We start from the raw sequence: 24,820 nt of genomic DNA, 5'->3' as shown, positions 1-24,820 counted from the left end.
ACCGCAACCGATCCCGGCACGGCAGCGCCCGCGGCTCGATCAGCCGGACAGATCGGGTGGCCGGATATCCCTGCGGGAGTTGATCATCAGCTTGGACAGGATCGACGCGACCTGGGAATCCACCGTGCGCGTGGAAGTTCCGCGCCGCGCGGCGATCCCGGCGTTGGTGTATCCGGCCGCGACCAGCAGTGCCACCTGCCGCTCCGCGCCGGTCAGCGCATCCCAGTCCGGCGTCCGGTCGGGGGCCGGACTGGGCCCGGACCGTGGCGGGTGCATCAGCGTTGGCTCGGGTGCGAGTCCGCCGCCCGGTGCGGCGGCGAGGTGCTCGGTGCCGGAGCAGGCCGCGAGCAGCCGCCCGGTATCGGGCATCAGCTCACCCTCTCCGGATGCGATTCGGAAGGCCCTGTCCCCCAGTATCTTCGCCGCCACCTCGACCGCCTCGGCGGTGATTTCGGCGAACGGCCGCAAATTCGCCACCTCGAACCCCAACCGCCGCCGCAGTTCCGCGCTGCCACCCAGCAGCCGGGCGATATCCAGCGCCCACGGCACCGCCCGGACATCGCCGGCGGACGGCAGCGCGGTGATCAATCGGGACAGGATCCACGCCCGAATGTGCAGACCCCACACCCCACCCCAGTGATCGCGCATCGGAATCTGCCACGCCATCCCCTGATCACACAGTGCGAGAGCGGCTTTCGGATCGCCGTGCGCGCACACCGCGATGGCGCGCGCGAATCGCGCCCAGGAGATCGCCCACTGCGGTCCGGCCGCAGCCATCCGCTCCGACTGCCTGCCGGTCGCCGCGAGCGCCTGCGCGGCGGTCCCGTGGAATGCCGCGGACAGGGCCTCGAACAGTCCACTCATGGCAGCGCCCCCGGGATCGCCCGCCCGCTCGAACTTATCGAGCGCGCGCGAAAGCACCACCGCCGCAATCGGATCGGCATGCACCAGCCAGAGCGTGCCGCCCCATAGATACTCGACCGCGGCCGGCAGTCCGAGATCGACGGCCGGGTCCAGGCCGTGGGAACCGCCATCCGGCAGCGCGCGCGACGGCAGGCTCGCGGCCACGCACTCGGACAGCAGCCCCTCGGCCTCGCCGGGCAGGCCCTGGCACAGACTGAGCCAGCCGATCAGCGCGCGCGTGGACACTTCCACTTCGGGCGGGCAGTGACCCGATGCGCACGCCGCCGCGAGCGCGCGCTCGATCAAACTCCGTGATTCGCGTAAAGAGCCGCGCAGGAAGGGGATTCGCGAGGTGGCGAGTCCGGTAGCCATTTCCAGGCCGATCACCGCCCGCACCGGTTCGGTCAGACTGCGCTCGATGGCGCACAGGATGTTGTCCCATGCGGCCCGGGTCCGGATCAGCAATTCCTGTTCGCGCGGGCTGACCCAGCCGATGCTCACCGCCAGCACCTGCCCCCGGTAGTAGTCGCGATGCCGGGCGGTCAGCTCCACCCATTCGCCGGACTCCAGCAGGCGCTCCCGCGCGAACACCTGGAAGCTCTCCAGCAGTGAGAATCGCGGCGTCTCGGCGTCGAGATGAATCGATACCAGGGAACGATCGACCAGCCGTTCCAGCAGACCGGCGATCTCGTGCCGGTCCAATCCACCCGAATCCGCTCCGGCGCATACCGATTCGATCGCTTCGAGATCGGCTCCGGTCTCGGGCGCCGATCCGCCGCGCCGGTCGCCGCCATCCGGATCGGCGTCATAGCCGGTCGCGAACACCGCCAGCCGCGCGAACAACAGACGTTCCTTCGGCTCACACAGCTCGTACGACCAGCCGATGACCGCCCCGATATCACGATGCCGCTCATCGACGCCCACCCGGAAACCCGGCGACCAGCGCAGCCTGCGGTCTCCCTCGGCGCCGCCCAGATCACGCAGGATCATCGCCGGGGACTGATAGCGCAATCGCGCCGCGGCCAGCCGGATGTACAGCGGGAAATAGTGCAGATGCCAGCAGATCTGGCGTACCACGGCGGTATCCCCATCCGCCACCGGCCGCCCGGCCAACTCCGCGCGCTGCCGGAACAACGCCAGCGCCTGATCCCAGGCCAGCGGCGGAACCACCGCGATGTGCTCCTCGGCCCAGCCGATCGCGGTACGACTGGTCGCCAGCACCGCCAACCCCGGGACAGCCGCGAGCAGGTCCGCGATCACCGCCCCGGCCGCCGCGAGCAAGTGTTCGCAATTGTCCAGTACCACCACGATTCGCGCGGCCGCACCCGCGCGAGCGGTCTCCGGCCGGTCGGCCATTTCGGCCGCGGTGATACCGGGGCGGGCGAGCGCGGCGATCAATGCCTGCCACCCGGTGCGTCCGGAGAAATCGCCTTCCAGCACGGCGCCCGCGATCTCGTCCACCACCGTGGCGGCGCTCGCGTCCCGGGGCAGCCGGGCCAGATGCACCCAATGGACGGGCAGCCCAGGATCTTCGCGCAGGTGGGTACCGATCGCCATGGCCAGGCGCGTCTTACCGATACCGCCCGGTCCGACCAGCGTCACCAACCGCGCGGAGCCCGAGAGCAGGGTCGCCACGCGATCCAGTTCGGCCGCGCGCCCGATGAATCCGCCGGCGCCCACCGGCATACCGACGCCGAATGGATCAGGACCTACGGACACGAAGCGGAAGCCTAGAGGCTCTCGCTCGCGATGGCCTGTCCGACCTCGCGGTACGCCCCGGAACCCGACCTCGTAGGTACCCGCGGGCGCGACTGCCGATGCGCCCGCACCACCTATTCGCGCAGGATCGAAAGTCCGCCGACCCACCGGATCGAAAGGTGCGAAATGCTTTCCGCACGGTGCGATGCCACACCTCACCGCCGCCCGGTATCGCGATGCCGTTGATCACGGGCACCACCTCCACTCGGCTGGCCGGGCTGATCCGGACCACCGCGATCAACGCCGGGGTGTCCGTTCCGGATCTGAACGCGATCTGCCCGAGCGTGGATCCGGCCGTGCTGGCCGATGACCTGCTCCGGGTGCCGACCGAATGGGCGTGGCGCGCCTGGGAACTCATCGACGCGACCGCGGGTCCGGGCTCCGGGCTGCTCGCCACCGCCGCGGCGAAGCACGGCGGCCTGCATGTCTGGGATTACCTGTTCACCAGCGCGCCGACGTTGGCCGAAAGCGTGCGCATCGCGATCGGATTGCGCGGTGTGGTCACCGATCCCGGCGTCGGCTGGGTGGTGGAGGAGGACGGCCGACTGCTCACCATCCGCGAGACCGCCGCCATCGAACCCGACGGGGTGCTACCGCCCATCGAGGAATTCATGCTCTCGATCATGCTGCGCCGTGTGCGCGAGGCCACCCGGCAGCAGGTGGTGCCGGTCCGAGTCGCGTTCAGCCACAACGCGACTCACCGCTACCGGCATCTGGTCGACGAATTCGGGACCGGCCGAATCGATTTCGGGGCGGCGCACGCGGCGATCACCTTCCTGGACGCGAGCGAGCTGCCCACCGGTGACGACCCGCACCTGGGCGCGATGGTGCGCCACTACGCCGAACTGCTGCTCGCCACCTCGCGACCGGCGCCGGACTGGCGGAAAACCCTGCACGACACCGTCATCGCGGCTCTCCGGGACGGCGACACCAGTCTCGACGCGGCGGCGCGCCGGCTCCTGATGAGCCCGCGCACCCTGCAGCGCCGACTGTGCGAGCATGACACCACCTGGCGCCGGGAGATCGAAACCGTCCGGCACGAGCACGCCATCCAGCTCATGCGGCATACCGATCTGCCCGTGCAATCGGTGGCCGCCCGGCTCGGCTACACCGACGCGCGCACCCTGCGCCGCGCCATCCGCCGCTGGTCCGGGCAGGGTGCGGAGGAGTTCCGGCGCGGACTCCGCGATGCCGCCGCACCCCGGGCCGCGGCGCTCGCGGGCTGAGCCCGGGTCGACGTTAGAGCTACGTCATGTAACAGATACCATCTGGTTTGTGGCAAAGCTGAATGTCTCCGTTGACGTCCCCATCCCGCCCGATCAGGCCTGGGCGCACGCCTCCGACCTGCCCGAACTCGATAAGTGGCTGACCCTGCACGAAGGCTGGCGCGGTCCGATCCCCGCCGACCTCACCCCCGGCACCCGCCTCATCGGCGTGGCCACCGTCAAGGGCTTCCGCAATCGCGTCACCTGGGTGGTGAAGACCGCCGAACCCCCGAATCGCCTGGTACTCAACGGCTCCGGGATCGGCGGCACCAAATTCGGCATCGAACTCCGCGTCGCGCCGAGCCCGACCGGTTCCAAGGTCACCGCCGATTTCAGCCTCGGCGGCGCACCCCTGTTCGGCCCCATCGGCTCGGCCGTGGCCCGCGCCCTGCGCGGCGACGTCGAACGCTCCCTGGACAATTTCGTCAAGCTCTACGGCTGAGCGCGCTCAGCCCGGCGAACCCGCGTACGTACGGCTCCACTGCTGACTCCAGCGCACCAGATCGCGCACCGAATCCAGCCGTAGCCGTTCATAGTTCGCCAGCGCGGCGGGGCCATTACCGCCGGTGACGCCGTCCCGGACGCTGTCGCGCAGGGCGATGGCGTCCTCGACGCTCGAGTTGTAACCCTGACCGGTGGCCGGGGCCACCGCGTGCGCGGCATCGCCCATCAGAGCCACCCGGCCGCGGACCAGCCGCTCCGGCAGGTAGTTGCCGATCGGCGTGCCGAAGGCAATGCCCCGCTCGAAACATTCCACAATCGTCTCCCGCCACGGCGTCGGCCACATGCGCCGGGTGGTGTCGATCATCTCCGCGGTGAAACCCGGTGGGAACATACTCATTTCGAGCCCGCGCAGAATCTTTCCGTCCCGGACGCAGCCGGTGTCCTCCAGCAGTTTCGTGCGGGTGGGGTCGTGCCAGGCGAAACCGATGGTGCGCAACCCCTTCGACATATCCCGGTTGTTCAGTCCAGGCAGCGGGAACGCCACCAGGAGTTGCCGCCCGTACCCGAGGCTGACGAGATCGTCACTGGGCAGCGGGGTTTCGGGCGGCAGATCCGATTCGGCGATCCAGCCGCGCCAGGTCATGAAACCGGCGTAGTCGGTGAGCGGCCGGCGCGGATTCACCTCGGCGCGCACCAGGCTGCGATAGCCGTCCGCGCCGATCAGGATATCGGCCGAGAATTCCTCGGCACCCGTTGTGGCATAAGCTTTCTCGTCATCCTGATACACCTTGGTGACATCGACGCCGAGTCGCAGATCCACACCCGGTACCCGGGAGCCGACCTCGGCGAGCCAGCTGTACAGCGCATTGAAACTGGTGGAGCGCCGATACCCGTAGATATAGGCGAGCGTCTCATCGGGATTCTCCCCGGTGGCCTCGCACAGCATCCGGTAGTCGACGCCGATACCGCCGCGCCCCTCGAAGGTATCCCGGCATTCCAGCACCGTCGTATGAACCCCGCTGCGCGCCAACGCGATCGCCGCGGTGAGACCACCGATCGAGCCGCCGACCACAATCGCACTGCCCGGTCCGGACATGCACTGCCCTCCTGATCGAATCGCGCTGTTCAGCCGATAGCGGCGGCCGCGGGTGCGAACGCGCTGTAGAACGAATTCAGGTGCGACCAGTTGTTGTTGGACCGGGTGATGATGTCGACGACACCACCGGCCGTCGCGGCATTCGTGCCGCCCCACGTCCGCTGCAATTCGGCCAGCACCGAGGTCCAGCTGACCGGTATCGCACCGGCCTGCATCATGCGCTCGATCCCGTATCGATGCGATTCCGGGCTCAGGCCACCGCAGGCGTCGGTGACCAGATACACCTCATAACCCTGGCTGAGCGCGGAAATGGTGGTGAAGGTCGAGCAGACCTCGGTGAGCACGCCCGCGAGCACCAGCTTCTTACGCCCGGTGGCGGCCACCGCCGCCTTGACGCCCGGATCGTCCATCGAGTCCATCGGCCCGCCGGGGCGCACGATGACGGCGGTATCGCCGAGGGCGTCCATCAACTGGGGCACCAGCGGACCGCCCGGCCCTTCCGGCGGGGCATTCGTCGCGATCAGCGGAACATCGAACAGCTTGGCCATCCTCGCCAGCGCCACCGCTCCGTAGGTGATGGCGGTGCGATCACCGGATCCGATGGTCAAGACGAAGCCGTCGCTGTGATCGATGAGCAGAATCGCGCAGTTGTCGGGGGTGAGATGTTCGAGATTGGACATGATGGCCCTTTCACTCGGACGTACCGCCGCTGGCGGTGTGCGTTTTCGACGCCCACCGATTCTGGGTGCGGGCGGTCGAATCCACCTATGGGCAACCGCCAGAGGCTACGATCGACCTCTTTGTTCGCCCGCACAAAACAGCAGGTCATAGCCTACGCTGCTGTAATGGACGCCACACGGGGCACCGCGACTTCGAATATCGGGCAACTCCTTGGCGAACTCTCATCCGAGGTGGACGGACTCGCGGAGACCCTGACCGAACGGATCATCGCGACCGAACAGCGCTACCTCGAGGACACACCCGCCAATCGGCACTATCTCTACGACGCCTGCCGGACGTTGCTGTCCACGATCCTGTTCCAGCTCGGTGCGGCGCAGCCCGCCGACCTCGAATCAGCCGGCGCCGCCGGGCGTTTGCGCGCCGAACAGGGCATCCCGCTCGCCACCGTGCTGCGCTGCTATCGCTTCGCCGTACAGCTCGTCTGGGAGGAGTTCGCGGCGCGCGCGAACCGGATTCCGCCGGGCGAGTTGATCGAATTCACCACCGCGGCATGGGCTCTGGTCGATCGCATGTCCGACGCCCTCACCACTGGTTACCGCGATACCGAGCGCGCGCTGATCCGCGCCGATGCCGAGACCCGGGCGCGGCATATTCGCGAACTGTTCGACACCCGCACCGAAACCCCGGCGCGGGCGATGGAAGCCCTTCGCGCCCTGGACCTTCCGGAACAGGGCAGCTACACCGTGCTGGCAACCGAAATCGAACCCGGGCGGCCCGAGAACACCGCCGCGGCGACACAGTCGCTGCGGCAGCACAGCGTCACAGCGGTATGGGAAACCCGCGAGGATGTTCACCTCGGTCTCGCCTGCGGCCGGTCCCCGGACGAGATCATCTCGGCGGTAACAGGTTTGGCGACACTCTTCCCCGGCCGCACCGGAGCCAGCCAGCCCTTCTCCGCCCCGCAGCGGATCGCGGACGCGGTCGGCGAGGCCCGCCTGGCGCTGCGCTGCCGCCCGCCCGGCATCCGCACCGTGACCTGGTACGGCGCCGACCCGATCCCGCTGCTGCTGGTCCAGCTGCCCGCCGCGGCCAGGCGAACCGCGGCCCGAATCCTGGGCCCGCTCCGCGAGATTCCCGATATCCAACGCGAAGAGTTGCTCACCACCCTGCGCGCCTGGTTCGACCACGGCGGCTCGAATCCGGCGGTCGCGCGCCAACTGCACTGCCACCGCAACACGATCCTCTACCGCCTGCACAAGATTCGCGACCTCACCGGCCGCGACTGCGATAACCCCGTCGAAGCCGCCGAACTCTACATCGCCCTGCAGGCGGAGCAGTTGCTCGGACAGTAGAAGTCAGTTCGTCGGACGGATATCCACAGGCATCCACACTCCACCCGAATCGGTCACCCCGGTGCGCTGATACACGAAGAAGGCTCGGAACCAAGTGGTTCCGAGCCTTCTTCGTTAGTAGCGGGGACAGGATTTGAACCTGCGACCTCTGGGTTATGAGCCCAGCGAGCTACCGAGCTGCTCCACCCCGCGTCGGGTGAAGAAGACGTTACCCCTAGGTGGACGGTATCTCCAAAACGGGCGAAAAGGGCGAGGTCAGGCGGCTTTCGGCTAGGTGAGACGCTGCACCGGGGACAGGCCCCGCAACAGCTGGGCATCCACCACCAGCGCGGTGGTGTTGTCCCGGCCACCGTTGGCCAGTGCGGTCTCGACCAGGGCCTCGGCGGTGTGACCGGCCGAATCATTCGCGGCGAGCAGGGTTTTGATCGCGACCATATCGAGTTTCTTGCCGACGCCGTCGCTGCACAGCAGCAGACGGCCCGCGCTCGAACCCGTTGCGGTGTGGCCGATCTGATCGGGTTCCACGGTGCGGGCGGAGGTGGTGACCAGGTGCGCCATACCGGGCATCGGCTCATGCCCGCGCGAGCGAAAGTATTCGGCCACAGTGTGGTCGGTGGTGATGCGCTGGAGCGCACGGCCGTTCCAGCGATAGGCGCGACAGTCGCCCACCCAGGCGATATCGGTCGGGCCGTCCGGCTGGCCGCCCGCGGGGAGCACCGCCACCACCAGCACGCTGTCCGCGGCCGCCTCGGGCAACTCGCGCAGCAATTCCTGTTGTGCGGCAAGGATTCCGGCTCGCGCACCGTGTACCACCGCCACCCGCGAGGCGGTCCGGGCCACCAGCCGCGCGGCGCGTGCCGCCGCCAGATGATCGCCGACGCCATCGGCGACCACGAAGGCCGTGCGGCCCAGGCGTTCATCGGTGAAGGTGGCCACCGCGTCGGCGTTGATGGTGCGCAAACCGACTCGGCTCACCGCCGAACCCGCCACCCGGCCCAGCCACGCCTGGTCAGCGGGTTCCACCGGATCTCCGGCGCCGATCTCGAACGCCTCGCTGTGCATGGCCCCTCCTGGGACTCGGCCTCACGGGGTGCTGTGGATCAGCACTCCCTCATTCAACGGCCGAAAACCGTGCACTACTCCCGATTTGCCTGTGCGATTGCTGTGTAAACCGGCAAAAGCCGAGATCAGAACGTTATCGCGGATCAGTGCGCGGTCTGTGTGACCACGAAGATCCGGCGGAACGGCAACCAGGTCGCACCGTCCGGCTGCTGCGGATACGCCTCGCGCAGCAGCGGTGCGAGCTGGGACCGGAACTCGGCCCAGTCCGTGTCATCGAGCACATCGCGCACGGGGGTCAGTGCGGTGCCGGTCACCCACTCCAGTACCGGATCCGGACCGGTCAGTCGCTGCAAATAGGTGGTCTCCCAGGCATCCACGGCACACCCCTGTGCGGTCAGCACCTGGGCGTACCCGGCCGGATCGAGCACCGCGCGCGGCTCCAGCAGTCCGGCCGGAGCCAGCCGCACCCGCCACTGTTCCGAACCGGCCAGTGCGCGAATCGCGAGATGCGAAGGGGCATCGAAGTTTCCGGGCACCTGGAACGCCAGCCACGCCCCGGCGGGCAGCTCGCGCGCCCACCTCGCGATCAACTCCGGATGGTCGGGCACCCACTGCAATACCGCATTGGTCACCACCACATCGGTATCCGGGCTCGGCCGCCACTCCCGCACATCCACCAGCCGCGCGTCGATACCGCGCGCCCGCGCGGCGGCCACCATCTCGGGCGAGGAATCCGAGGCCTCCAGCGCGGCCTCCGGCCAACGCTCCCCCAGCGTCACCGTCAGATTGCCGGGCCCGCAACCCAAATCCACCACGCGGCGCGGCTTCTCGGCCCGCACCCGCTGCACCAGATTGAAGAACGGCCGCGCCCGATGATCATCGAAGGCCAAATACTGCCGCGGATCCCACATGGCTACTCCATTCCGGGTCACCAACCGTGTCCTTACTTCCAGGCCAACCCTAATCCGACCCCGCGCGAATACCCGGAAAGCCCCCCGAGATGAATTTCCAGCCAATCTAGAATTGCCGGATACGTTCGCTGCCACAATGATTTTCGCCTCGATGAGTCTGGGGACGAGATGACCGAAGCACCACAGCCGCTCACCATCGGCGACCGGTTCGGTCCGTACCGACTGGACGGGCTGATCGGGCGCGGCGGCATGGGCGAGGTGTACCGGGCCTACGACACCGGCCGCGAACGTATCGTCGCACTGAAGGTGCTACCGGCCCCGCTGGCCGGAGATCCGGTGTACCGCAGGCGTTTCCAACGCGAATCCCGCGCGGCCGCCCGACTGCGGGAAGCACATGTCATCCCCATCCACGACTTCGGCGAGATCGACGGGCGACTCTATATAGATATGCGTCTGGTCGAGGGCGCGAGCCTGCGCAGCCTGTTGCACCGGGAGGCACCGCTCGCACCCGAGACGACGGTCGCGCTGATCACCCAGATCGCCGCCGCGCTCGACGCCGCACATCGCGAAGAGCTGCTGCACCGAGATGTGAAACCGGACAATATTCTCGTCACCCCCGACGGCTTCGCCTACCTGGTGGACTTCGGCATCGCCAGAGCCATCGGCGATGACACCCTGACCCGCACCGACTCCCCCGTCGGCTCGTTCGGATATATGGCCCCCGAACGCTTCACCGCGGGCGATGTCACCGCCGCCGCCGATGTGTACGCCCTCGCCTGCGTGCTCTACGAATGCCTCACCGGTACCCGCCCGTACTCGGGAAGTTCGGCGGCACAGGTCATGTACGCGCATCTGGCCGTACCCATCCCGCATCCCAGCCTGGTTCGCGCCGCGGTACCGGAGGGGTTCGACGCGGTGGTGGCGCGCGGTATGGCCAAGAGTCCGCGCGATCGCTATCGGACCGCGGGCGCACTGGCCGCCGCGGCGCGCACCGTACTCACCGGGCCCGTGCTGACACAGCCGAGTCTCTTTCGCGTGGAAGAGGATTCGTCCGCGGACTCCGGCCCCGCCGAGACGATCACCGGACCCACCCGGGCGAGCGGCAGTGATCTCGCGGCGCATATGAACCATTCGCCGACGGCGATGACCGAGGGCGACACCCCGGCTCCCACACCGGACGAGACACCACCCGAAACCGAACATCCGGCCGAAACATCGACGGGCAGAACACGATTCACCACACGCCGGAAGCTGCTCGCACTCACCGGCGTGCTGGTCCTCGCCCTCGCCGCACTGGGCGTCGAAGGCTGGACCGCGCTGCGCGGCGAGCGAACCGGCACCCCGATCCCCGACGCCACCGCGCTGCAAGCCCCGGATATCGAACTGCTGTCCCTCACCACCGCCACCGGATACAAACGCGCCAACTGCGTGCGCGGCGCGTCCAGCGAATACACGGTCGCCGCCCTGTCCTGCGCCGCCAACCCCGCCTCCGGCGATCCCACCGCGCACCTGTGGCGCTTCCGCAGCGTCGACAGCCTGCGCGATTCGTATGTGCTGTACCTGCACCGCTTCCGGGCCGCACCGTGCGCCGGGGATCCGGCCGGGTTGGACGCCGCCTCGGTCTTCCACGATCAAGAGGTCGGGCGCAGAGCGTGTTTCACCGATCGGGAGAACGATCCGGCCAGTCCGAAACCCGCGCTGGTGCTCACCAACGAGAAGGTGCTGACCATGGCGGTCTACACCTGGGCCGCCGCCGGCGATGAAACCATTCGCGATTACGCCGCCCGGCACGACCTCGGCCAGGTGCAGCTCGCCGAGGACGCCGAGGATCCGGACGCGTTCACCCCGGCGCAGTACGCGTTGCTGGACCGGCTCGGCAGATCCGAGTACCGGCACACCAATTGTCGCCATCTGGCGCCCAAGAGTCCCAGCACACTCACCAACGCCATCCTGACGTGCGGCCTGGCCGGTGGCCCGGCCGTCGTGCTGTACAGCTATCCGGACCGCCGCACCGAGACCATGCGATATCAGGCCCGGCTCACCCAGTACCCGGGACACGGCTGCGGCGGCACGGGCGGCAGCGATGACGTCTGGCGGCAAACCGGCGGACCGGTCGGGCGCTTCTTCTGTTTCGACGACACCACGAGCCTGGACGCACCGCCCCATCCCTGCCTGCTGGCCGCCGATGACGAACGCGTGCTGACCGTCCTGCTCTGCACGCTGGCCGCCGACGACCCCCGCCCCGGACCCAAGACCGAGCGGGACCTTGGCACCTGGTTCGGGCAGCACTTCGGCTAGCGCATACGAAAAAGGCCTCCGAAGATGTGATCTTCGGAGGCCTTCTCGTTAGTAGCGGGGACAGGATTTGAACCTGCGACCTCTGGGTTATGAGCCCAGCGAGCTACCGAGCTGCTCCACCCCGCGTCGGTGAACACAACATTACACACGGCTCGCAGTCAGCACCAAATCGTATGGTCAGAGGCCGTTTTGCGGCGAGACGGTCCGATCTTGAAGTGGCGGCGGCGGGAGTTCCAACCATCCGGATGGTTGCGAAACGGAGGTCGTGGACCGAAAAACCTCCGCCTGGGAAGGCCTTCCTGCGCGCGTGTCCCGCGAAACGCGCCCGAAACGTGACTGGAGTCACATTTACCCAGTGAGTTAAATCACATCACAGGCATATAACAGACCGCTCGGATTTACGAAATGCAGCATAGCCAACCTGCATGAAGGCCATTTTCTCGGTTATTCGCTTCATGCAATTCCGAAGTTATCAAGACGTGATCTGCCGAGATCCTCCCGTTATCGTCAATCTCGGCCCGGATCAAACCCGTGATGGGCACCGCACCGAACCGCCGCACGCCGGAAACCCTGTCCCGCGGTTTGGTACCCAGAGCCCCTGGGGACAGGGACACGGCAGCAAAACGCCTGGTCGGTCGTTCGCAGGGAGGGAAAACACCATGAAACAGAACCGGAAGATCAACACCCGCGCCCTCGGCTTCCTCGCCGTCACCGGTGCCCTTGTTGCCGTCCCGTTCGGCTTCTCCGCGACCGCCTCGGCAGCCCCCGCCCACGACTGGGACGGCGTCGCCCAGTGCGAGAGCGGCGGTAACTGGGGAATCAACACCGGCAACGGCTACTACGGCGGGCTGCAGTTCTCGCCGAGCACTTGGTCGGCACACGGCGGCCAGGGCAGTGCTGCCAACGCCTCCAAGGCCGAGCAGATCCGCGTGGCCGAGAACGTGCTCGCCAGCCAGGGCGTCGGCGCCTGGCCGGTCTGCGGCCAGTACCTGCGCGCCGGTACCTCCGAGCCCGAGCCGGAGCCCTTCGTCGAGCCCGCGCCCGCCCTCCCCGCCGCGCCCGCCCCGGTCAGCGATAAGCAGGTCCTGATCGATCAGGCCAAGACCGCCGCCGGTGGCCTCGCCCAGCAGTTCGGCGTGCAGGATCAGTACCAGCAGGTGCTGGATCAGAACGCCTCGCTCATCGAGTCCTGGGGCCGCTGAGCGTCCCCTGGGCCATCGAGCCCGCATACTCCTTCCCCATACCGGAAGTGACAGGAAAGCGCTGTCGTCGCCCATGACGACAGCGCTTTTCTTGTACCGGAAGGGAATTCGCTCAGTTGGCGAACTCGGCGCGATGCGCGAGCGCCCAATCCCGGAAGTCGCGCGGCGGGCGGCCGGTGAGCTGTTCGACGGTCGGGTGCACCACCGAGGTGAAGGATTCCAGGGCGGTGGCGCGCAGGGCGGTGATGGCATCGGCCATCTCCGGCGTGACACCGAAACCGATGATGGCCGAACGTGATTCGTCCACCGAGATCTCGACATAGCGCAGCGGGCGGCCCAGTACGTCGGCGAGGATAGCGGTCTGCTCACCGGGTGAGAGCGGCCGCGGACCGCTCAGGGTGTAGATCTTGCCCGAATGACTTTCATCCACAAGGGATTTCACCGCGACGGCGGCGATATCGACCGGATCGACCACCGCGATGCGGCCCTGACCGAACGGGGCGCGCACCGTATCGGCGTTCCGGATGCCGGGAGCCCAGTGCAGGGCATTGGACATGAAACCCAAGGGGCGCACCATGGTCCACGGAACCCCGCTCGCCCGGACCGCGTCCTCACCGGCGCGATGCCACATCGGAATCGGATCGGTGGCGGCGTCATCCCCGGCCCGGCCCGAGGACAGCTTCACAATCCGGTCCACGCCCGAATCCGCCGCCGCGGCAGCGATATTCGCGTCATGCTTGGGCAGTTCCGGCCCGCTCGACAGCAGGAACACACTCTCCACACCCCGCAGCGCGGGTACCAGACTGTCCGGCTCCCCGAGATCACCCCGCACCACCTCGACCCCGGCGGGCAATCCGGCATCCGCCGGGCGGCGGGCCAGCGCCCGCACGGGCACACCCAGCTCGAGCAGTCCGTCGATCACGGCTCGTCCAACGGTTCCGGTAGCTCCGGTCACAAGAATCATCACGCACTCCAGCTCTTCAGCGGCTCTTCGCGGGGTTGATCACCGCGCTGAAACCAGCCTGTGCCAAGCGCCGGGCAACATCCATGAACCGAACTCGAAGCGCGGATATATTCCATATCACCCGCGAATGAGATGATTCATTCCATGCTGGATGAGATCGACCGCGGACTGATCCACGCCCTGCACCTCGACGGGCGTGCCACATTCCAGCGGATCGGCGAGGTGCTCGGTGTCTCGACCCAAACCGTCTCGCGCCGCTACGCACGCCTGCGCGAGACGGCGGGGTTGCGCGTGGTCGGCCTCGCGGACCCCGCGCGCACCGGGACCACACAGTGGCTGGTGCGCCTAACCACGACTCCCCCGGCGTCCCGTCAACTCGCCGAAATCCTCGCCCAGCGCACCGATACGACCTGGGTCATGCTCACCTCCGGCGGCACCGAGATCTTCCTGATCGTCGATGCCCCCGAGTCCGGCACACCCGAGCTACTCCTGCACGACCTCCCCCGCACCTCGGTGATCACGGGGATCTCGGCACACTATGTCCTGCACACCTACCTGGGCGGTCCCACCGCCTGGCCGGGTCGCCTCACCGTGCTCGACGCGGACCAGCAGTTCGCGCTGGCGGGACCGCACCCCGACATCCACGCTGCGGCACAGCGGGATTCGGCCACAGCACCGGGAACGCGCACTGCCGCGCGACGCCCCGCCACGGCCGAGGAAGAATCATTCCTCGCGGCTCTCCGCTCCGACGGCCGCGCGGGGTTGGCCCGCCTGGCCGACGCCACCGGATGGTCGCAATCCACTGTGGCACGACGCATTTCGGAGCTGCGAGCCGACGGCGCGCTGTACTTCGATGTGGAGGTGGACGATCGTGGGCTCGGAGTCACGACCCGCGCGCTGCTCTGGGCCACGGTCGCTCCCAGCCAGCTAGACCGCGTCGCGAAAGCCCTTGCCCAGCATGAGGAATTGGCCTTCCTGGCCGCCACCACCGGCAAATCGAACCTCATCGCCGAAGCGCTCTGCCCCGACCCCGCCAGCCTGCACACCTACCTGACCCAGCGCCTCGGCGCGTTCGACGCCATCCACACCCTCGAGACCACACCCGTACTCGCCACGGTGAAGTCCACCTCACAGCCCACCCTCGCGCACCAGCCCGCCCGACGCCGCTGAACGAGTCTTCACCACATCCGGCACAACAGCCCCTCACCACATCCGGCACAACAGCCCCCTCACCACATCCGGCACAGCCCCTTCGTCATCCCGGCGTGTCCTTGGCCGGGATCCACACCACCTGTACTCCAACGAGATTCAGTGGATCCCGGCCAAAAGCGCGCCGGGATGACGGGGTTGTTGTCCGCCGATGCACCTCAGAGGCGTGTGCTGGTGGCGAAGGAAAAGGCGCTGCCGTCGTTGTCGACGGCAGCGCCTTTTCAGTGTTCAGCGGTCAGCGGGTCAGTTGCCTGCCTTCTGGTAGGCGTTGACCGCTGTTTGCAACTGTTCCAATGCCTTGCCGAGTTGGCCGAGGTCGCCGGACTTCTGGGCGTCCTGGACCGACCGCAACGCATCGTCGAGTTGTTTGACCGCGGCGTCCTTATTGGCCGCCGGTGGGGTCACCGTGCCCTGGTTGGGCGGAGTTGTCCCCTGGTTCGGCGGTGGGGATGCCTGGTTGGGCTGGTCGGTGGCCGCGCTGCCGGTGCCCGGGAGCACCTGTTCGAGCGCTTCCTTGACCGTGGATCCGTAGCCGACCTTGTCGCGATAGCTGGCCAGCACCTTCACCAGCTGCGGGAAGGACGGTGTATTCGGCCCGCCCGCATTGCGTTCCAGATACCAGGGTTCGACGTACAGGATGCCGCCGTCACCGACGGGCAACGTCAGCAGATTGCCGTATTTGATCTTGTTGACATTGCCGCCGGTCAGCAGGTTCCGGTCCCTGGACACTTGATCGTTCGTCGTCATGGACGTCTGTGTCTGGCCCGGCCCCGGCGTCTGTGAATCCGGTGGCAACTTCAAAACGGTTATCTTGCCGTAGTTCTCGGGATCCGAATGCGCCTGGATGTAGGCGGACAGGAAGTTTCGCTTGTACCCGACCATGACGCTGGTCAGATTGAAGGTCGGCTTGTTCGTCTTCGGATCGCCCACCAGCACGTAGTACGGCGGTTGATGCGCACCGCTGGCCGCACCCTCCTGCGTCGGATCGTTCGGCACCGACCAGAAGGCGTTATTGGTGAAGAACTCACGCGGATCATCCACGTGGTACTTGGCGAGCATCTCGCGCTGCACCTTGAACAGATCCTCCGGATACCGGAAGTGCGCCCGCAGATCCGCGCTGATCGCGCTCTCCGGCTTCACCGCGTTCGGGAACACCCCGCTCCACGCCTTGAGCACCGGATCGGTCTTGTCCACCTGGTACAGGGTGACGGTGCCGTCGTACGCGTCGACGGTCGCCTTCACCGAGTTGCGGATGTACGAGACCTCCTTGCGCGGCAGCAGCCGGCCGGTGGTCTGGTCGATGCTGTCCTCGACCACCCCGTCCAGCGAAGTGCGCTGGGCGTACGGGTAATTGTCGAGCGTGGTGTAGGCGTCCACGATCCAGAGCATGCGCCCGTCCACCACGGCCGGGTACACATCGCCGTCGGCGGTCAGCCACGGCGCGACCTGGGTGACGCGATCACGCGGATTGCGATTGAAGATGATCTTCGAATCCGAGCCGATCGCACCGGAGAACAGGATGTTCCGCTCGGCGTACTTGGCCGCGAAGGCGAACCGGTTGAACCAGTTGCCGATCGAGACGCCACCCGCGCCCGAGTAGGTGTACTGCTCATCGGGCTTGTCGTATTCGCGCGGAGCCTGATTGTTGCCACCGACGATGGCGTAGTCGGCATCGCCCTTGGAGATCAGTTCGCCGTAGTAGATGCGCGGCTGATCGAGCTTGATGGCCTGCTTGTCCTTGGGCGTGAACAGGTCGCTGACCGTGGACAGGTCACCGACGTTGAATACCGGGTAGCCGTAACCGCCGCCGGAATCACTGCCCGCCGACTGTCCCGCGGCCTGGGTGTCCTTGGGCGGAGCCTGATTCACCCGGTTCGCGGGCGAGGCCACGAAACCATTGCCGTGCGTGTAGACCGTGTGCTTGTTGATCCAGTCCGTCTGGTTGCCGGACAGGTTCTGCGGCTGCAACTCTCGGGCCGCCACGATGAAATCGGTCATCTCACCGTTGATGGTGTAGCGATCGATGTCCAGCGGATCTGGGAAACCGTAGAAGTTCTGCAGCTGCTGATTGCGCTGAATGAACGTCTGCGTCAGCAGATTCGGGTCCAGCAGCCGGATGTTCTTGATGGTCGACTGATCCGACGGCACCATGATCGGCTGCTTGGTCACCGGATCGGTGGTCGCCTCACCCTTGTAATTGGTGTATTCGACCTTGTCCGGCGTGAGCCCGTACGCATCGCGCGTGGCCTCGATATTGCGCTCGATATACGCGCTCTCCTTGGTGGCCGCGTTCGGGCGCACCGAGAACTGCTCCACCAGCAGCGGCCACACCGCGCCGACCAGCACCGAGGACAGCACCAGCAGCGCCGCCGCCATGGCCGGAATGCGCAAGTCGCGCAGTACGACACCGGCGAAGAACGCGATAGCGCAGATCACCGCGATGGACAGCAGAATCAGCTTGGCGGGCAGCACCGCGTTGATATCGGTGTACGAACCACCGGTGAAGGTCGGTTCCTTACGCGTGCTCGACAGCAGCGCATACCGGTCGAACCAGTAGGCGATCGCTTTGAGCAGCACGAAGAGTCCGGCCAGAATCGCCAGCTGCACGCGCGCGGCGGTGCTGAGCGTGCCCTCGCGACCCGCCAGCCGCAGCCCGCCGAACACGTAGTGCGTCACCAGGTTCGCGAAGAACGCGATCACCACGGCGACGAACAGCCAGTTCAGCACCATCCGATAGAACGGCAGATCGAAGGTGTAGAAACCGATGTCCAGATGGAACTGCGGATCCTGCACGCCGAACTTGCCGCCGTGCAGGAACAACTGCACCGTGGCCCAGCTCGACTGCGCCACCAGACCCGACAGCACACCGATCAGCAGCGGAATCCCGATGCCGAACAGCCGAAGTCGGCTCATGACGGTGGTGCGGTAGCGCGCGATCGGATCGCCCGGCCCGGACACCGGCACGAATACCGGCCGCGACCGGTACGCCAGCAGCAGCGCCAGCCAGATGATCGCGCCGACAACCAGCGCGACGACCAGGAACAGTAGGAAGCGGGTCAGCAGGACCCGGTGGTACACACCGCGGAAACCGACCTCGCCGAACCACAACCAGTTCGTATAGGCGTCGGTGAGCCGCGGCCCGACCAATAACAATGCCGCCAGGGCCAGTGCTGTCACCAGCAATATCCGGCTGCGGCGTGACAGCGAAGGTAAGCCAGTCGGGGGGCGCATGCCCACGATGCCACTCTCCCAGGGTCCGGCAGGCCCGCCCGGAAAAACCAGGCGGTGCACCGCAGTCCGATGATGCGAGTTGGTCCCAGGGGACCGTTCGCGCCCCACTCTACGTAAATCGCCCGGGATCCGGCCCAACACCCGGGCTCGAGACCGCGAGATCTCGATGCGAGGATTGCGGGGTGAACCCTGAGCAGTGGGCCGCGTCCGCCCTGTACCGGTGCATCCGTGAAGTCGCCGAGTATGTCGACGGCGAGGGCTGGGACCGTCCCCCGCAAATGTTCGCCCTGGTACCGACGGTGGACCTGGTCGCCGCCGAACCGTCGCTGCTGGATCAGGTGGACGAGAAAGACGCCCTGACTCCCATTGCGCAGGAGCCGTTTCCGGAGGACATCAACGGCGACCACCCGCGCGCGCTCGACGAATTCCTGGCGACCACCAGCTGGCCGCTCGCGGTCGAGGGCTGCGTGCTGGTGCAGCAGATCGTGGTGCTGCCGCCCGATGCCGAGCAGACCCTCGACGACGCGATCGAACCGCTGCTCGCCGATCCCGATGCCGCCGACTCGGCCGCCCGGCAGGCCGCGGTCTCGCATCCGGAGCGCCGGGACGCCCGCCTGTTCGTAGGCGTCCTGCGCGACGGCACCTCGCTGTCCCTGCTCCAGGTCCGCCCCGCCGAAGACGAGGAGGACCCCTTCGGCGACCTCGACCTCCGCACCGCCCCCAACCTGGCTCCGAACCTGGTCGAGGCGGTCAGACAGACGCTCGACAACGAGCCGGAGGACTGAGCGGGCTTACCGCTGAAAGCAATTCGCGCCCCACTGCCTGATGGCAGTGGGGCGCGGCTGCTTACGGGATGCCCCACCTCGTCATCCCGGCATGCTTTTGGCCGGGATCCACAGCTGGCGGTACTCGCACCGATTGTGTGGATCCCGGCCAAAGACGCGCCGGGATGACGAGGGCCGCGCTAGCTACAGCTGGGGGTTTCCTTGCCCGCGTTGATGTCGTCCAGCGCCTGCACCGCGCCCGCCAGGTTTTCGACCTTGACCAGGCGGAGGCCGTCGGGGGTGCGCTGGGCGGCTTCGTTGCAGTTGGCGGCGGGGACCAGGAAGGTCTGGGCGCCTGCCTCGTGGGCGGCGATCATCTTGTACTGGATGCCGCCGATCGGGCCGACCTTGCCGTCCGGGTCGATGGTGCCGGTGCCCGCGACGAACTTGTTGCCGCTGAGTTCACCCGGGGTGAGCTTGTCGATCAGGGCCAGGGTGAACATGAGACCGGCGGAGGGACCGCCGATTTCGGCCAGGTTGAAGTCCACCTGGATCGGACCGCTGGCGAATTCGCCGGGCGTGATGCCGAGATAGCCCTTGTTGGAATCGTCCGGGCGCGCGCCCAGGGTGATCTCGGCGCGCTGCTCCGCACCGTCGCGGCGGAACACCACCGGAATCGCGCTGCCGGGTTTGGCCGCGGACACCGCCGCCACCACATCCTTGGACGTGGTGATGGGTTTGCCGTCCACGCTCACCAATTCATCGCCCTTGCGCAGTACATCCTTCGCGGGCCCGTCCTCGGTGACCGCGCGCAACCGCACCACGGTCGGCATCTTCAGATAATGCAGGGCCGCCAATTCCGCATTGTCTTCGGAATCCTTGAAATCCTGTTGGTTCGATTTGTCTATCTCGTCACGCGACACTCCGGGCGGATACACCTCGGCGCGCGGCACCAGACCGTGCTGACCATCGAGCCACAGCCCGAATGCCTCGAAGATATTCAGCTGATCGCGAACGGAGACCGTGGTCATATTCAGATTGCCCGCGGTCGGATCGACCGCGGCTCCCCGCACCTCAACGACCTGTTTTCCATTCACTTCGCCCAGCGTGTTGAATGTCGGCCCAGGTCCGAGTGCCACGAACGGGACGGTGACGACACTGCCGATGATTCCCAGCACCAAAATGGGGATCAGGGCGGCGAGCAGGGTGAATATCCGACGGTTCACGCGGCCAAGGGTACTGGTGATGCCCCCGATTGCCGCGTTCCGCTCGGCGGTTCGCCGCATCGGAGGCTCCAGTACCGTAGAAGCCATGAGTGATATGCCGTTCGGATTCTCGAATCGCGACGACGACCCGGAGCGCAAGCCCGGCGACGAGTCCAGCGGTTCCGGTGCGAACAACCCGTTCGGATTCGGTGGTCCGGGCGGCGGCGGATTCGATCCCTCGCAACTCGGCCAGATGCTCAGTCAGCTGGGTCAGATGTTCAGCACCATGGGCCAGCCGGGCGCACAGTCCGGTCCGGTCAATTACGACCTCGCCAAGCGGCTGGCCCGCCAGCAGCTCGGTTCCAGCGTCACCCCGGTGACCGAGGGCGCCCAGCGCGCGGTCGCCGATGCCTCGCATCTCGCCGAACTCTGGCTGGACCCGGTCACCACGCTGCCCGCGGGCGCGACCAAGACCGTGGCCTGGACCGCCAATGACTGGATCGAGGAGACGCTGCCGACCTGGAAGCGGCTGTGTGATCCGGTGGCCGAACAGGTTTCGGGCATGTGGACCGCGACCCTGCCCGCCGAGGCCAAGGAATTCGCCGCGCCCATGATGGGCATGCTCGGCCAGATGGGCGGACTCGCCTTCGGTTCACAGCTGGGTTCCGCGCTCGGCCAGCTCGCCAAGGAGGTGCTGACCTCCACCGATATCGGCCTGCCGCTCGGCCCGGCCGGTACCGCGGCGCTGCTGCCCGCCGCCATCTCCGAATTCAGCGCCGGACTGGAACAGCCCGAGAGCGAGATCCTGGTCTACCTGGCCGCCCGCGAGGTCGCGCATCAGCGACTGTTCGCGCATGTGCCGTGGCTGCGCCAGCAGGTGCTGGGCGCGGTCGAGGATTACGCGCGCGGCATCAAGATGGACTTCTCGGCCATCGAACAGGCCGCCGCCGGACTGGATCCGATGACGCTGGCCCAGGACCCGTCCAAGCTGGAGGAACTGCTCGCGCAGGGCACCTTCGAACCGCAGACCACCCCCGAGCAGCAGGCCGCACTGGATCGCCTGGAAACCCTGCTCGCGCTGATCGAGGGCTGGGTCGAGACCGTGGTCACCGACGCCGTCGGTGATCGGCTGCCCGGTGCGGGCGCGCTCGCGGAAACCCTGCGCCGCCGCCGCGCCACCGGCGGACCGGCGGAGCAGACCTTCGCCACCCTGGTCGGCCTGGAACTGCGCCCGCGCAAGGTGCGCGAGGCGGCCACGCTGTGGCGGCGGCTCACCACCGACGCCGGCATCGAACAGCGCGACGGCATCTGGGCGCATCCGGACCTGCTCCCGGACTCCTCCGATCTGGACGCCCCCGCGGGCTTCATCGATTCGGTACTCGGCGGCGGCACAACGGCTTTCGACGATCCGCTGGCTCAGCTGGCGGAGGTGGAGAAGCGCGAGCAGGCCGCCAAGGAAGCCGCGGCGGGCGGGGACAAGCCGGTGGACACCACCAAGCCGGAGCAGCCGACCGACGACGAAGGCGATAAGCCGAACTCCTGAAACCGAGGCCCCTCATGGGGCTCGATCTCGTTTCGTGAAGTTGTGGATAACCCTTGAAAGCGCTGGTAATCAAGCGTTTTCAAGGGTTATCGCGATTTCGGGGGCGGGCAGGGTTGGGGCATGACCACGCTTGCGCGTACGTATGGGCCGATGCTGGATCCGCGAGTCACGGTGCTGCTGCGCCGGAATGGCTTGGTGCAGTTGGGGTGGACTCCGGGGGCAGCGGTCGTGCTGCGACCGGTGGGGCCGGTCGAGGCGGTGCCCGCGCTATTGCGGTTGCTGGATGGGGTGCGGCCCGAGGACGAGATTCTTTGTAAGGCAAGGGCATTGGGATTTTCGGGGGAATCCACGCTGGAGCTGCTGGATACGCTGGCCGATGCCGGACTGCTGATCGACGCCGAAACGCCTTCGCGATTGCGGCGGGTGCGGGTGCACGGGCGCGGCCCGCTCTCGGACGCGCTGCTGGACGGTTTGCGGCGAATCGGGTTGCGGGGCAGTCATTCCTTTCCCGGGCACGCTCCGGGCGCACGGCCGGAGCGGCCGGATCTCGTGGTGCTCGCCGATGCCCTGGTCCCGGATCCGGCACTGGTGGCCGAATTGATGCGCCGGCGCATTCCGCATCTTCAGGTGCGAATTCGCGATGGGCACGGGGTGATCGGGCCGCTGGTGCTGCCCGGTGAGTCCAGCTGTCTGCGCTGCGCGGATCTACTGCGTTGCGATCTGGAACCGGAGTGGCCGCATTTGAGCGCGCAATTGCTGGGCCGGGCCGGGCATGCCACCCCGGCGAGTATCGCGGCCGCGGCGGCACTCGCGTTGCACGAGATCGACACCATCGCGCACGGCGATGCCGAATTCGCACCGGCCACCCTGAATGCCACCCTCGAATTGCATCTCGATCGACCGCACCTGGATTTCCGGCGCTGGCCCGCCCATCCGCTCTGCGGTTGCCTGGATACCGCGCGGAGCGACCGGGAGACCATCGGCGAACCCGCGAGCAGCGAAATCGATTCGGACATCACGGATCCCACGGCTGCCCGTAATAGCGAATCGGAGTTGCTGTGACCGATACCACTAAAGCCCTGGACCCGCGATTACATCCGATTCCCATGGCGAACCGTCTGGGACATCGGCATGATGGGAACGTGTCAGAGATTGTGAGCAAGCGCTCTTCCCGCAATGCCAAGTTGGCGAAGATCCCACTGGGCATCGCAGGGCGGGCGGCCGTGGGTTTCGGCCGCAAACTGGCCGGGGGCGATAAGACCGAGATCAATGCCGAACTGAACCAGAAGGCCGCCGAACAATTGTTCGCGGTACTGGGTGAGCTCAAGGGCGGGGCGATGAAGTTCGGGCAGGCGCTGTCCGTCTTCGAGGCGGCGGTACCCGAGGAATTCGGTGAGCACTACCGCGAGGCCCTCACCAAATTGCAGGCCGCCGCGCCGCCCATGCCGACCGCCGCCGTACACCGGCAGCTGGATCAGCAGCTGGGCACCGGCTGGCGGCAGCGCTTCAAGGAATTCGACGATGAGCCGACCGCCTCGGCGAGTATCGGCCAGGTGCACAAGGCCGTCTGGTCGGACGGCCGCGTCGTCGCGGTCAAGGTGCAGTACCCGGGTGCGGACGAGGCGCTGCGCGCGGATCTCAAAACACTCAATCGCATGGCGGGCATGATGGGCGCGCTGATTCCGGGTGCGGACGTCAAACCGATCCTGGCCGAGATCAGCGAGCGCACCGAGGAAGAACTCGACTACCGCATCGAGGGCGGCCATCAGCGCCAGTTCGCCAAGGCCTTCGACGGGCACGCGCGCTTCCTGGTGCCCAAGGTGGTGGCCAGTGCGCCCAAGGTCATCGTCACCGAATGGCTGGATAGTGCCACTCCGATCTCCAAGGTGATCACCCAGGGCATGGAGGATCCCGCGGGCACGGTGGATGTGCGCAATCGGGTCGCCGCCATGATGGGCGAATTCCATTTCAGCTCACCGGCTATCGCGGGTCTGCTGCACGCCGATCCGCACCCGGGCAATTTCATGCTCATGCCGGACGGCCGGCTCGCGGTCATCGATTACGGCGCCTGTGCCCCGCTGCCCAATGGCTTCCCGAAGGAGCTGGGCCAGATGGTGGCGCTCGCGGTCGAGGAGCGCTTCGACGAACTGACCGAGTTGATGACCACCAATGGCTGGGTCATTCCCGGGAAAAAGGTTACGCACCAGGAGATTCAGGACTACCTGCGGCCGTTCACCGACCCGATCAAGACCGAGACCTTCCACTTCACCCGTAAGTGGATGCAGCGCGTGGCGGGCAAGGCCACCGATATCTCCAATCAGGAGATGCTGAAAACCGCTCGCGCCCTGCAACTTCCGGCCGAACACGTAATGATCTTCCGCGTGCTCGGCGGTTCCATCGGCATCTGCGCCCAGCTCGATGCCGAACTGCCCTTCATGAAGCTCATGCAGGATTGGGTCCCCGGCTACAAGGAATACCGCACCGCGAGCTGAAAACCCTTCAGACGCAAAACGACCCGCTTACGAAGAAGTAAGCGGGTCGTATGCGTTCTTTTTCACCCCCGGCGCTCAGGCCGATCATGCCACCGCGACCTTGCGCGGACGCCCACGCGGGCGCTTACGGGCAATGACGACACCCTGATCGAAGATCTCCCCGCCCCAGACGCCCCAGGGCTCGGCGCGGTCGATGGCGGCGGACAGGCAGCCCTGCCGGATCGGGCAAGCCGCGCACAGCGTCTTGGCCTCTTCCAGCTGAGCCGGGCTCTCGGCGAACCAGAGATCAGGGTTGCCATCTCGGCAAGGTACGGACATCGTGGCGCCCCGGCGAATGCGGGGAGTCGAGGCCACGGTGTTGCGGCATGTCACGCGGTCACGGGTAACCGTGGTGGACACGTCGGTCTCCTTCTCGTGCAGCGGTCGTTTCGGTAGTTGAA

19 protein-coding genes and 2 tRNA genes are annotated in these 24,820 nt (G+C 67.0%); 10 read left to right on the top strand and 11 right to left on the bottom strand.

The genetic code is table 11. From position 1 onward, the window contains the following. Positions 1-39: 39 nt before the first annotated feature. Positions 40-2,622 carry an AAA family ATPase gene (locus ACFVUS_RS35435; RefSeq protein WP_387776829.1) on the bottom strand — a complete coding sequence of 861 codons (2,583 nt, stop codon included), beginning with the start codon at positions 2,620-2,622 and terminating at the stop codon, positions 40-42. 215 nt (positions 2,623-2,837) lie between these two features. On the opposite strand from ACFVUS_RS35435, the gene ACFVUS_RS35430 reads away from it, so the two are divergent. Then, positions 2,838-3,887, top strand: coding sequence for a helix-turn-helix domain-containing protein (locus ACFVUS_RS35430; RefSeq protein WP_387776826.1), 1,050 nt, complete (start codon positions 2,838-2,840; stop codon positions 3,885-3,887). Between the two features lie 49 nt (positions 3,888-3,936). Then, positions 3,937-4,368 carry an SRPBCC family protein gene (locus ACFVUS_RS35425; protein ID WP_387776823.1) on the top strand — a complete coding sequence of 144 codons (432 nt, stop codon included), beginning with the start codon at positions 3,937-3,939 and terminating at the stop codon, positions 4,366-4,368. 6 nt (positions 4,369-4,374) lie between these two features. On the opposite strand, the gene ACFVUS_RS35420 is transcribed toward ACFVUS_RS35425, so the two are convergent. Together ACFVUS_RS35420 and ACFVUS_RS35415 are read right to left on the bottom strand one after the other, a co-directional pair. Continuing rightward, the gene (locus ACFVUS_RS35420) at positions 4,375-5,466 is read right to left on the bottom strand and encodes an FAD-dependent monooxygenase (protein ID WP_387776820.1); all 1,092 of its coding nucleotides are present in this window, start codon (positions 5,464-5,466) and stop codon (positions 4,375-4,377) included. A 29-nt stretch (positions 5,467-5,495) separates the two neighbouring features. After that, the gene (locus ACFVUS_RS35415; RefSeq protein WP_387776817.1) at positions 5,496-6,146 is read right to left on the bottom strand and encodes a hydrolase; all 651 of its coding nucleotides are present in this window, start codon (positions 6,144-6,146) and stop codon (positions 5,496-5,498) included. A 165-nt stretch (positions 6,147-6,311) separates the two neighbouring features. Between ACFVUS_RS35415 and ACFVUS_RS35410 the strand changes: the two genes are divergently transcribed. Beyond that, complete coding sequence (locus ACFVUS_RS35410; RefSeq protein ID WP_387776814.1) at positions 6,312-7,499, top strand: PucR family transcriptional regulator; 1,188 nt, start codon at positions 6,312-6,314, stop codon at positions 7,497-7,499. 118 nt (positions 7,500-7,617) lie between these two features. On the opposite strand, the gene ACFVUS_RS35405 is transcribed toward ACFVUS_RS35410, so the two are convergent. From ACFVUS_RS35405 to ACFVUS_RS35395, 3 genes are all read right to left on the bottom strand, one after another. Then, positions 7,618-7,691 (bottom strand) — tRNA-Met (locus ACFVUS_RS35405). Between the two features lie 78 nt (positions 7,692-7,769). Then, positions 7,770-8,561 (bottom strand): PP2C family protein-serine/threonine phosphatase, encoded by a 792-nt coding sequence (locus tag ACFVUS_RS35400; protein WP_387776811.1) that lies wholly within the window; start codon positions 8,559-8,561, stop codon positions 7,770-7,772. A 143-nt stretch (positions 8,562-8,704) separates the two neighbouring features. Continuing rightward, a complete protein-coding gene (locus tag ACFVUS_RS35395; RefSeq protein WP_387778523.1) occupies positions 8,705-9,472 on the bottom strand; it encodes a trans-aconitate 2-methyltransferase in 768 nt (255 codons plus the stop codon). Positions 9,473-9,640: 168 nt separating this feature from the next. Here ACFVUS_RS35395 and ACFVUS_RS35390 point away from each other — a divergent pair, with 168 nt between their 5' ends. Beyond that, complete coding sequence (locus ACFVUS_RS35390; RefSeq protein WP_387776808.1) at positions 9,641-11,770, top strand: protein kinase; 2,130 nt, start codon at positions 9,641-9,643, stop codon at positions 11,768-11,770. 52 nt (positions 11,771-11,822) lie between these two features. Here the strand turns inward: ACFVUS_RS35390 and ACFVUS_RS35385 are convergent. Then, a tRNA-Met gene (locus ACFVUS_RS35385) sits at positions 11,823-11,896 on the bottom strand. Between the two features lie 533 nt (positions 11,897-12,429). On the opposite strand from ACFVUS_RS35385, the gene ACFVUS_RS35380 reads away from it, so the two are divergent. Beyond that, a complete protein-coding gene (locus tag ACFVUS_RS35380) occupies positions 12,430-12,972 on the top strand; it encodes a transglycosylase family protein (RefSeq protein ID WP_387776805.1) in 543 nt (180 codons plus the stop codon). Between the two features lie 112 nt (positions 12,973-13,084). Here the strand turns inward: ACFVUS_RS35380 and ACFVUS_RS35375 are convergent, their stop codons facing one another. Next, entirely contained in the window at positions 13,085-13,936 is an 852-nt protein-coding gene (locus ACFVUS_RS35375) for an SDR family oxidoreductase (protein ID WP_387776802.1), read from the bottom strand. Positions 13,937-14,080: 144 nt separating this feature from the next. Between ACFVUS_RS35375 and ACFVUS_RS35370 the strand changes: the two genes are divergently transcribed. Then, positions 14,081-15,106 carry an Lrp/AsnC family transcriptional regulator gene (locus tag ACFVUS_RS35370; RefSeq protein ID WP_387776799.1) on the top strand — a complete coding sequence of 342 codons (1,026 nt, stop codon included), beginning with the start codon at positions 14,081-14,083 and terminating at the stop codon, positions 15,104-15,106. Between the two features lie 282 nt (positions 15,107-15,388). On the opposite strand, the gene ACFVUS_RS35365 is transcribed toward ACFVUS_RS35370, so the two are convergent. After that, positions 15,389-18,382, bottom strand: a complete 2,994-nt coding sequence (locus tag ACFVUS_RS35365) for a UPF0182 family protein (protein ID WP_387776796.1) — start codon at positions 18,380-18,382, stop codon at positions 15,389-15,391. Positions 18,383-18,558: 176 nt separating this feature from the next. On the opposite strand from ACFVUS_RS35365, the gene ACFVUS_RS35360 reads away from it, so the two are divergent. Then, complete coding sequence (locus tag ACFVUS_RS35360) at positions 18,559-19,161, top strand: PPA1309 family protein (protein WP_387776793.1); 603 nt, start codon at positions 18,559-18,561, stop codon at positions 19,159-19,161. 179 nt (positions 19,162-19,340) lie between these two features. Here the strand turns inward: ACFVUS_RS35360 and ACFVUS_RS35355 are convergent, their stop codons facing one another. Further along, the gene (locus ACFVUS_RS35355) at positions 19,341-20,366 is read right to left on the bottom strand and encodes a PDZ domain-containing protein (protein ID WP_387776790.1); all 1,026 of its coding nucleotides are present in this window, start codon (positions 20,364-20,366) and stop codon (positions 19,341-19,343) included. 85 nt (positions 20,367-20,451) lie between these two features. Between ACFVUS_RS35355 and ACFVUS_RS35350 the strand changes: the two genes are divergently transcribed. The 3 genes from ACFVUS_RS35350 to ACFVUS_RS35340 all read left to right on the top strand — a co-directional run bounded on the left by ACFVUS_RS35350 (position 20,452) and on the right by ACFVUS_RS35340 (position 24,380). Continuing rightward, positions 20,452-21,888 carry a zinc-dependent metalloprotease gene (locus ACFVUS_RS35350; protein ID WP_387776787.1) on the top strand — a complete coding sequence of 479 codons (1,437 nt, stop codon included), beginning with the start codon at positions 20,452-20,454 and terminating at the stop codon, positions 21,886-21,888. Between the two features lie 120 nt (positions 21,889-22,008). Further along, positions 22,009-22,950 (top strand): hypothetical protein, encoded by a 942-nt coding sequence (locus ACFVUS_RS35345; protein WP_387776784.1) that lies wholly within the window; start codon positions 22,009-22,011, stop codon positions 22,948-22,950. Between the two features lie 44 nt (positions 22,951-22,994). Beyond that, positions 22,995-24,380 carry an ABC1 kinase family protein gene (locus ACFVUS_RS35340; protein WP_387778520.1) on the top strand — a complete coding sequence of 462 codons (1,386 nt, stop codon included), beginning with the start codon at positions 22,995-22,997 and terminating at the stop codon, positions 24,378-24,380. Positions 24,381-24,464: 84 nt separating this feature from the next. On the opposite strand, the gene ACFVUS_RS35335 is transcribed toward ACFVUS_RS35340, so the two are convergent. Beyond that, entirely contained in the window at positions 24,465-24,716 is a 252-nt protein-coding gene (locus tag ACFVUS_RS35335) for a WhiB family transcriptional regulator (protein WP_375336031.1), read from the bottom strand. Positions 24,717-24,820: the final 104 nt, after the last annotated feature.

Origin of the sequence: Nocardia sp. NPDC058058 (assembly GCF_042885355.1) — a bacterium.
Classification (GTDB): Bacteria; Actinomycetota; Actinomycetes; order Mycobacteriales; family Mycobacteriaceae; genus Nocardia.
This window is presented reverse-complemented; position numbering and strand designations above follow the sequence as displayed.

Coding starts and splice junctions, on each gene's coding strand:
- ACFVUS_RS35430 (WP_387776826.1), top strand. CDS start 2,838: ATGCCGTTGATCACGGGCACCACCTCCACTCGGCTGGCCGGGCTGATC.
- ACFVUS_RS35420 (WP_387776820.1), bottom strand. CDS start 5,466: ATGTCCGGACCGGGCAGTGCGATTGTGGTCGGCGGCTCGATCGGTGGT.
- ACFVUS_RS35415 (WP_387776817.1), bottom strand. CDS start 6,146: ATGTCCAATCTCGAACATCTCACCCCCGACAACTGCGCGATTCTGCTC.
- ACFVUS_RS35410 (WP_387776814.1), top strand. CDS start 6,312: ATGGACGCCACACGGGGCACCGCGACTTCGAATATCGGGCAACTCCTT.
- ACFVUS_RS35400 (WP_387776811.1), bottom strand. CDS start 8,561: ATGCACAGCGAGGCGTTCGAGATCGGCGCCGGAGATCCGGTGGAACCC.
- ACFVUS_RS35395 (WP_387778523.1), bottom strand. CDS start 9,472: ATGTGGGATCCGCGGCAGTATTTGGCCTTCGATGATCATCGGGCGCGG.
- ACFVUS_RS35390 (WP_387776808.1), top strand. CDS start 9,641: ATGACCGAAGCACCACAGCCGCTCACCATCGGCGACCGGTTCGGTCCG.
- ACFVUS_RS35380 (WP_387776805.1), top strand. CDS start 12,430: ATGAAACAGAACCGGAAGATCAACACCCGCGCCCTCGGCTTCCTCGCC.
- ACFVUS_RS35375 (WP_387776802.1), bottom strand. CDS start 13,936: ATGATTCTTGTGACCGGAGCTACCGGAACCGTTGGACGAGCCGTGATC.
- ACFVUS_RS35370 (WP_387776799.1), top strand. CDS start 14,081: ATGCTGGATGAGATCGACCGCGGACTGATCCACGCCCTGCACCTCGAC.
- ACFVUS_RS35350 (WP_387776787.1), top strand. CDS start 20,452: ATGAGTGATATGCCGTTCGGATTCTCGAATCGCGACGACGACCCGGAG.
- ACFVUS_RS35345 (WP_387776784.1), top strand. CDS start 22,009: ATGACCACGCTTGCGCGTACGTATGGGCCGATGCTGGATCCGCGAGTC.
- ACFVUS_RS35340 (WP_387778520.1), top strand. CDS start 22,995: ATGGCGAACCGTCTGGGACATCGGCATGATGGGAACGTGTCAGAGATT.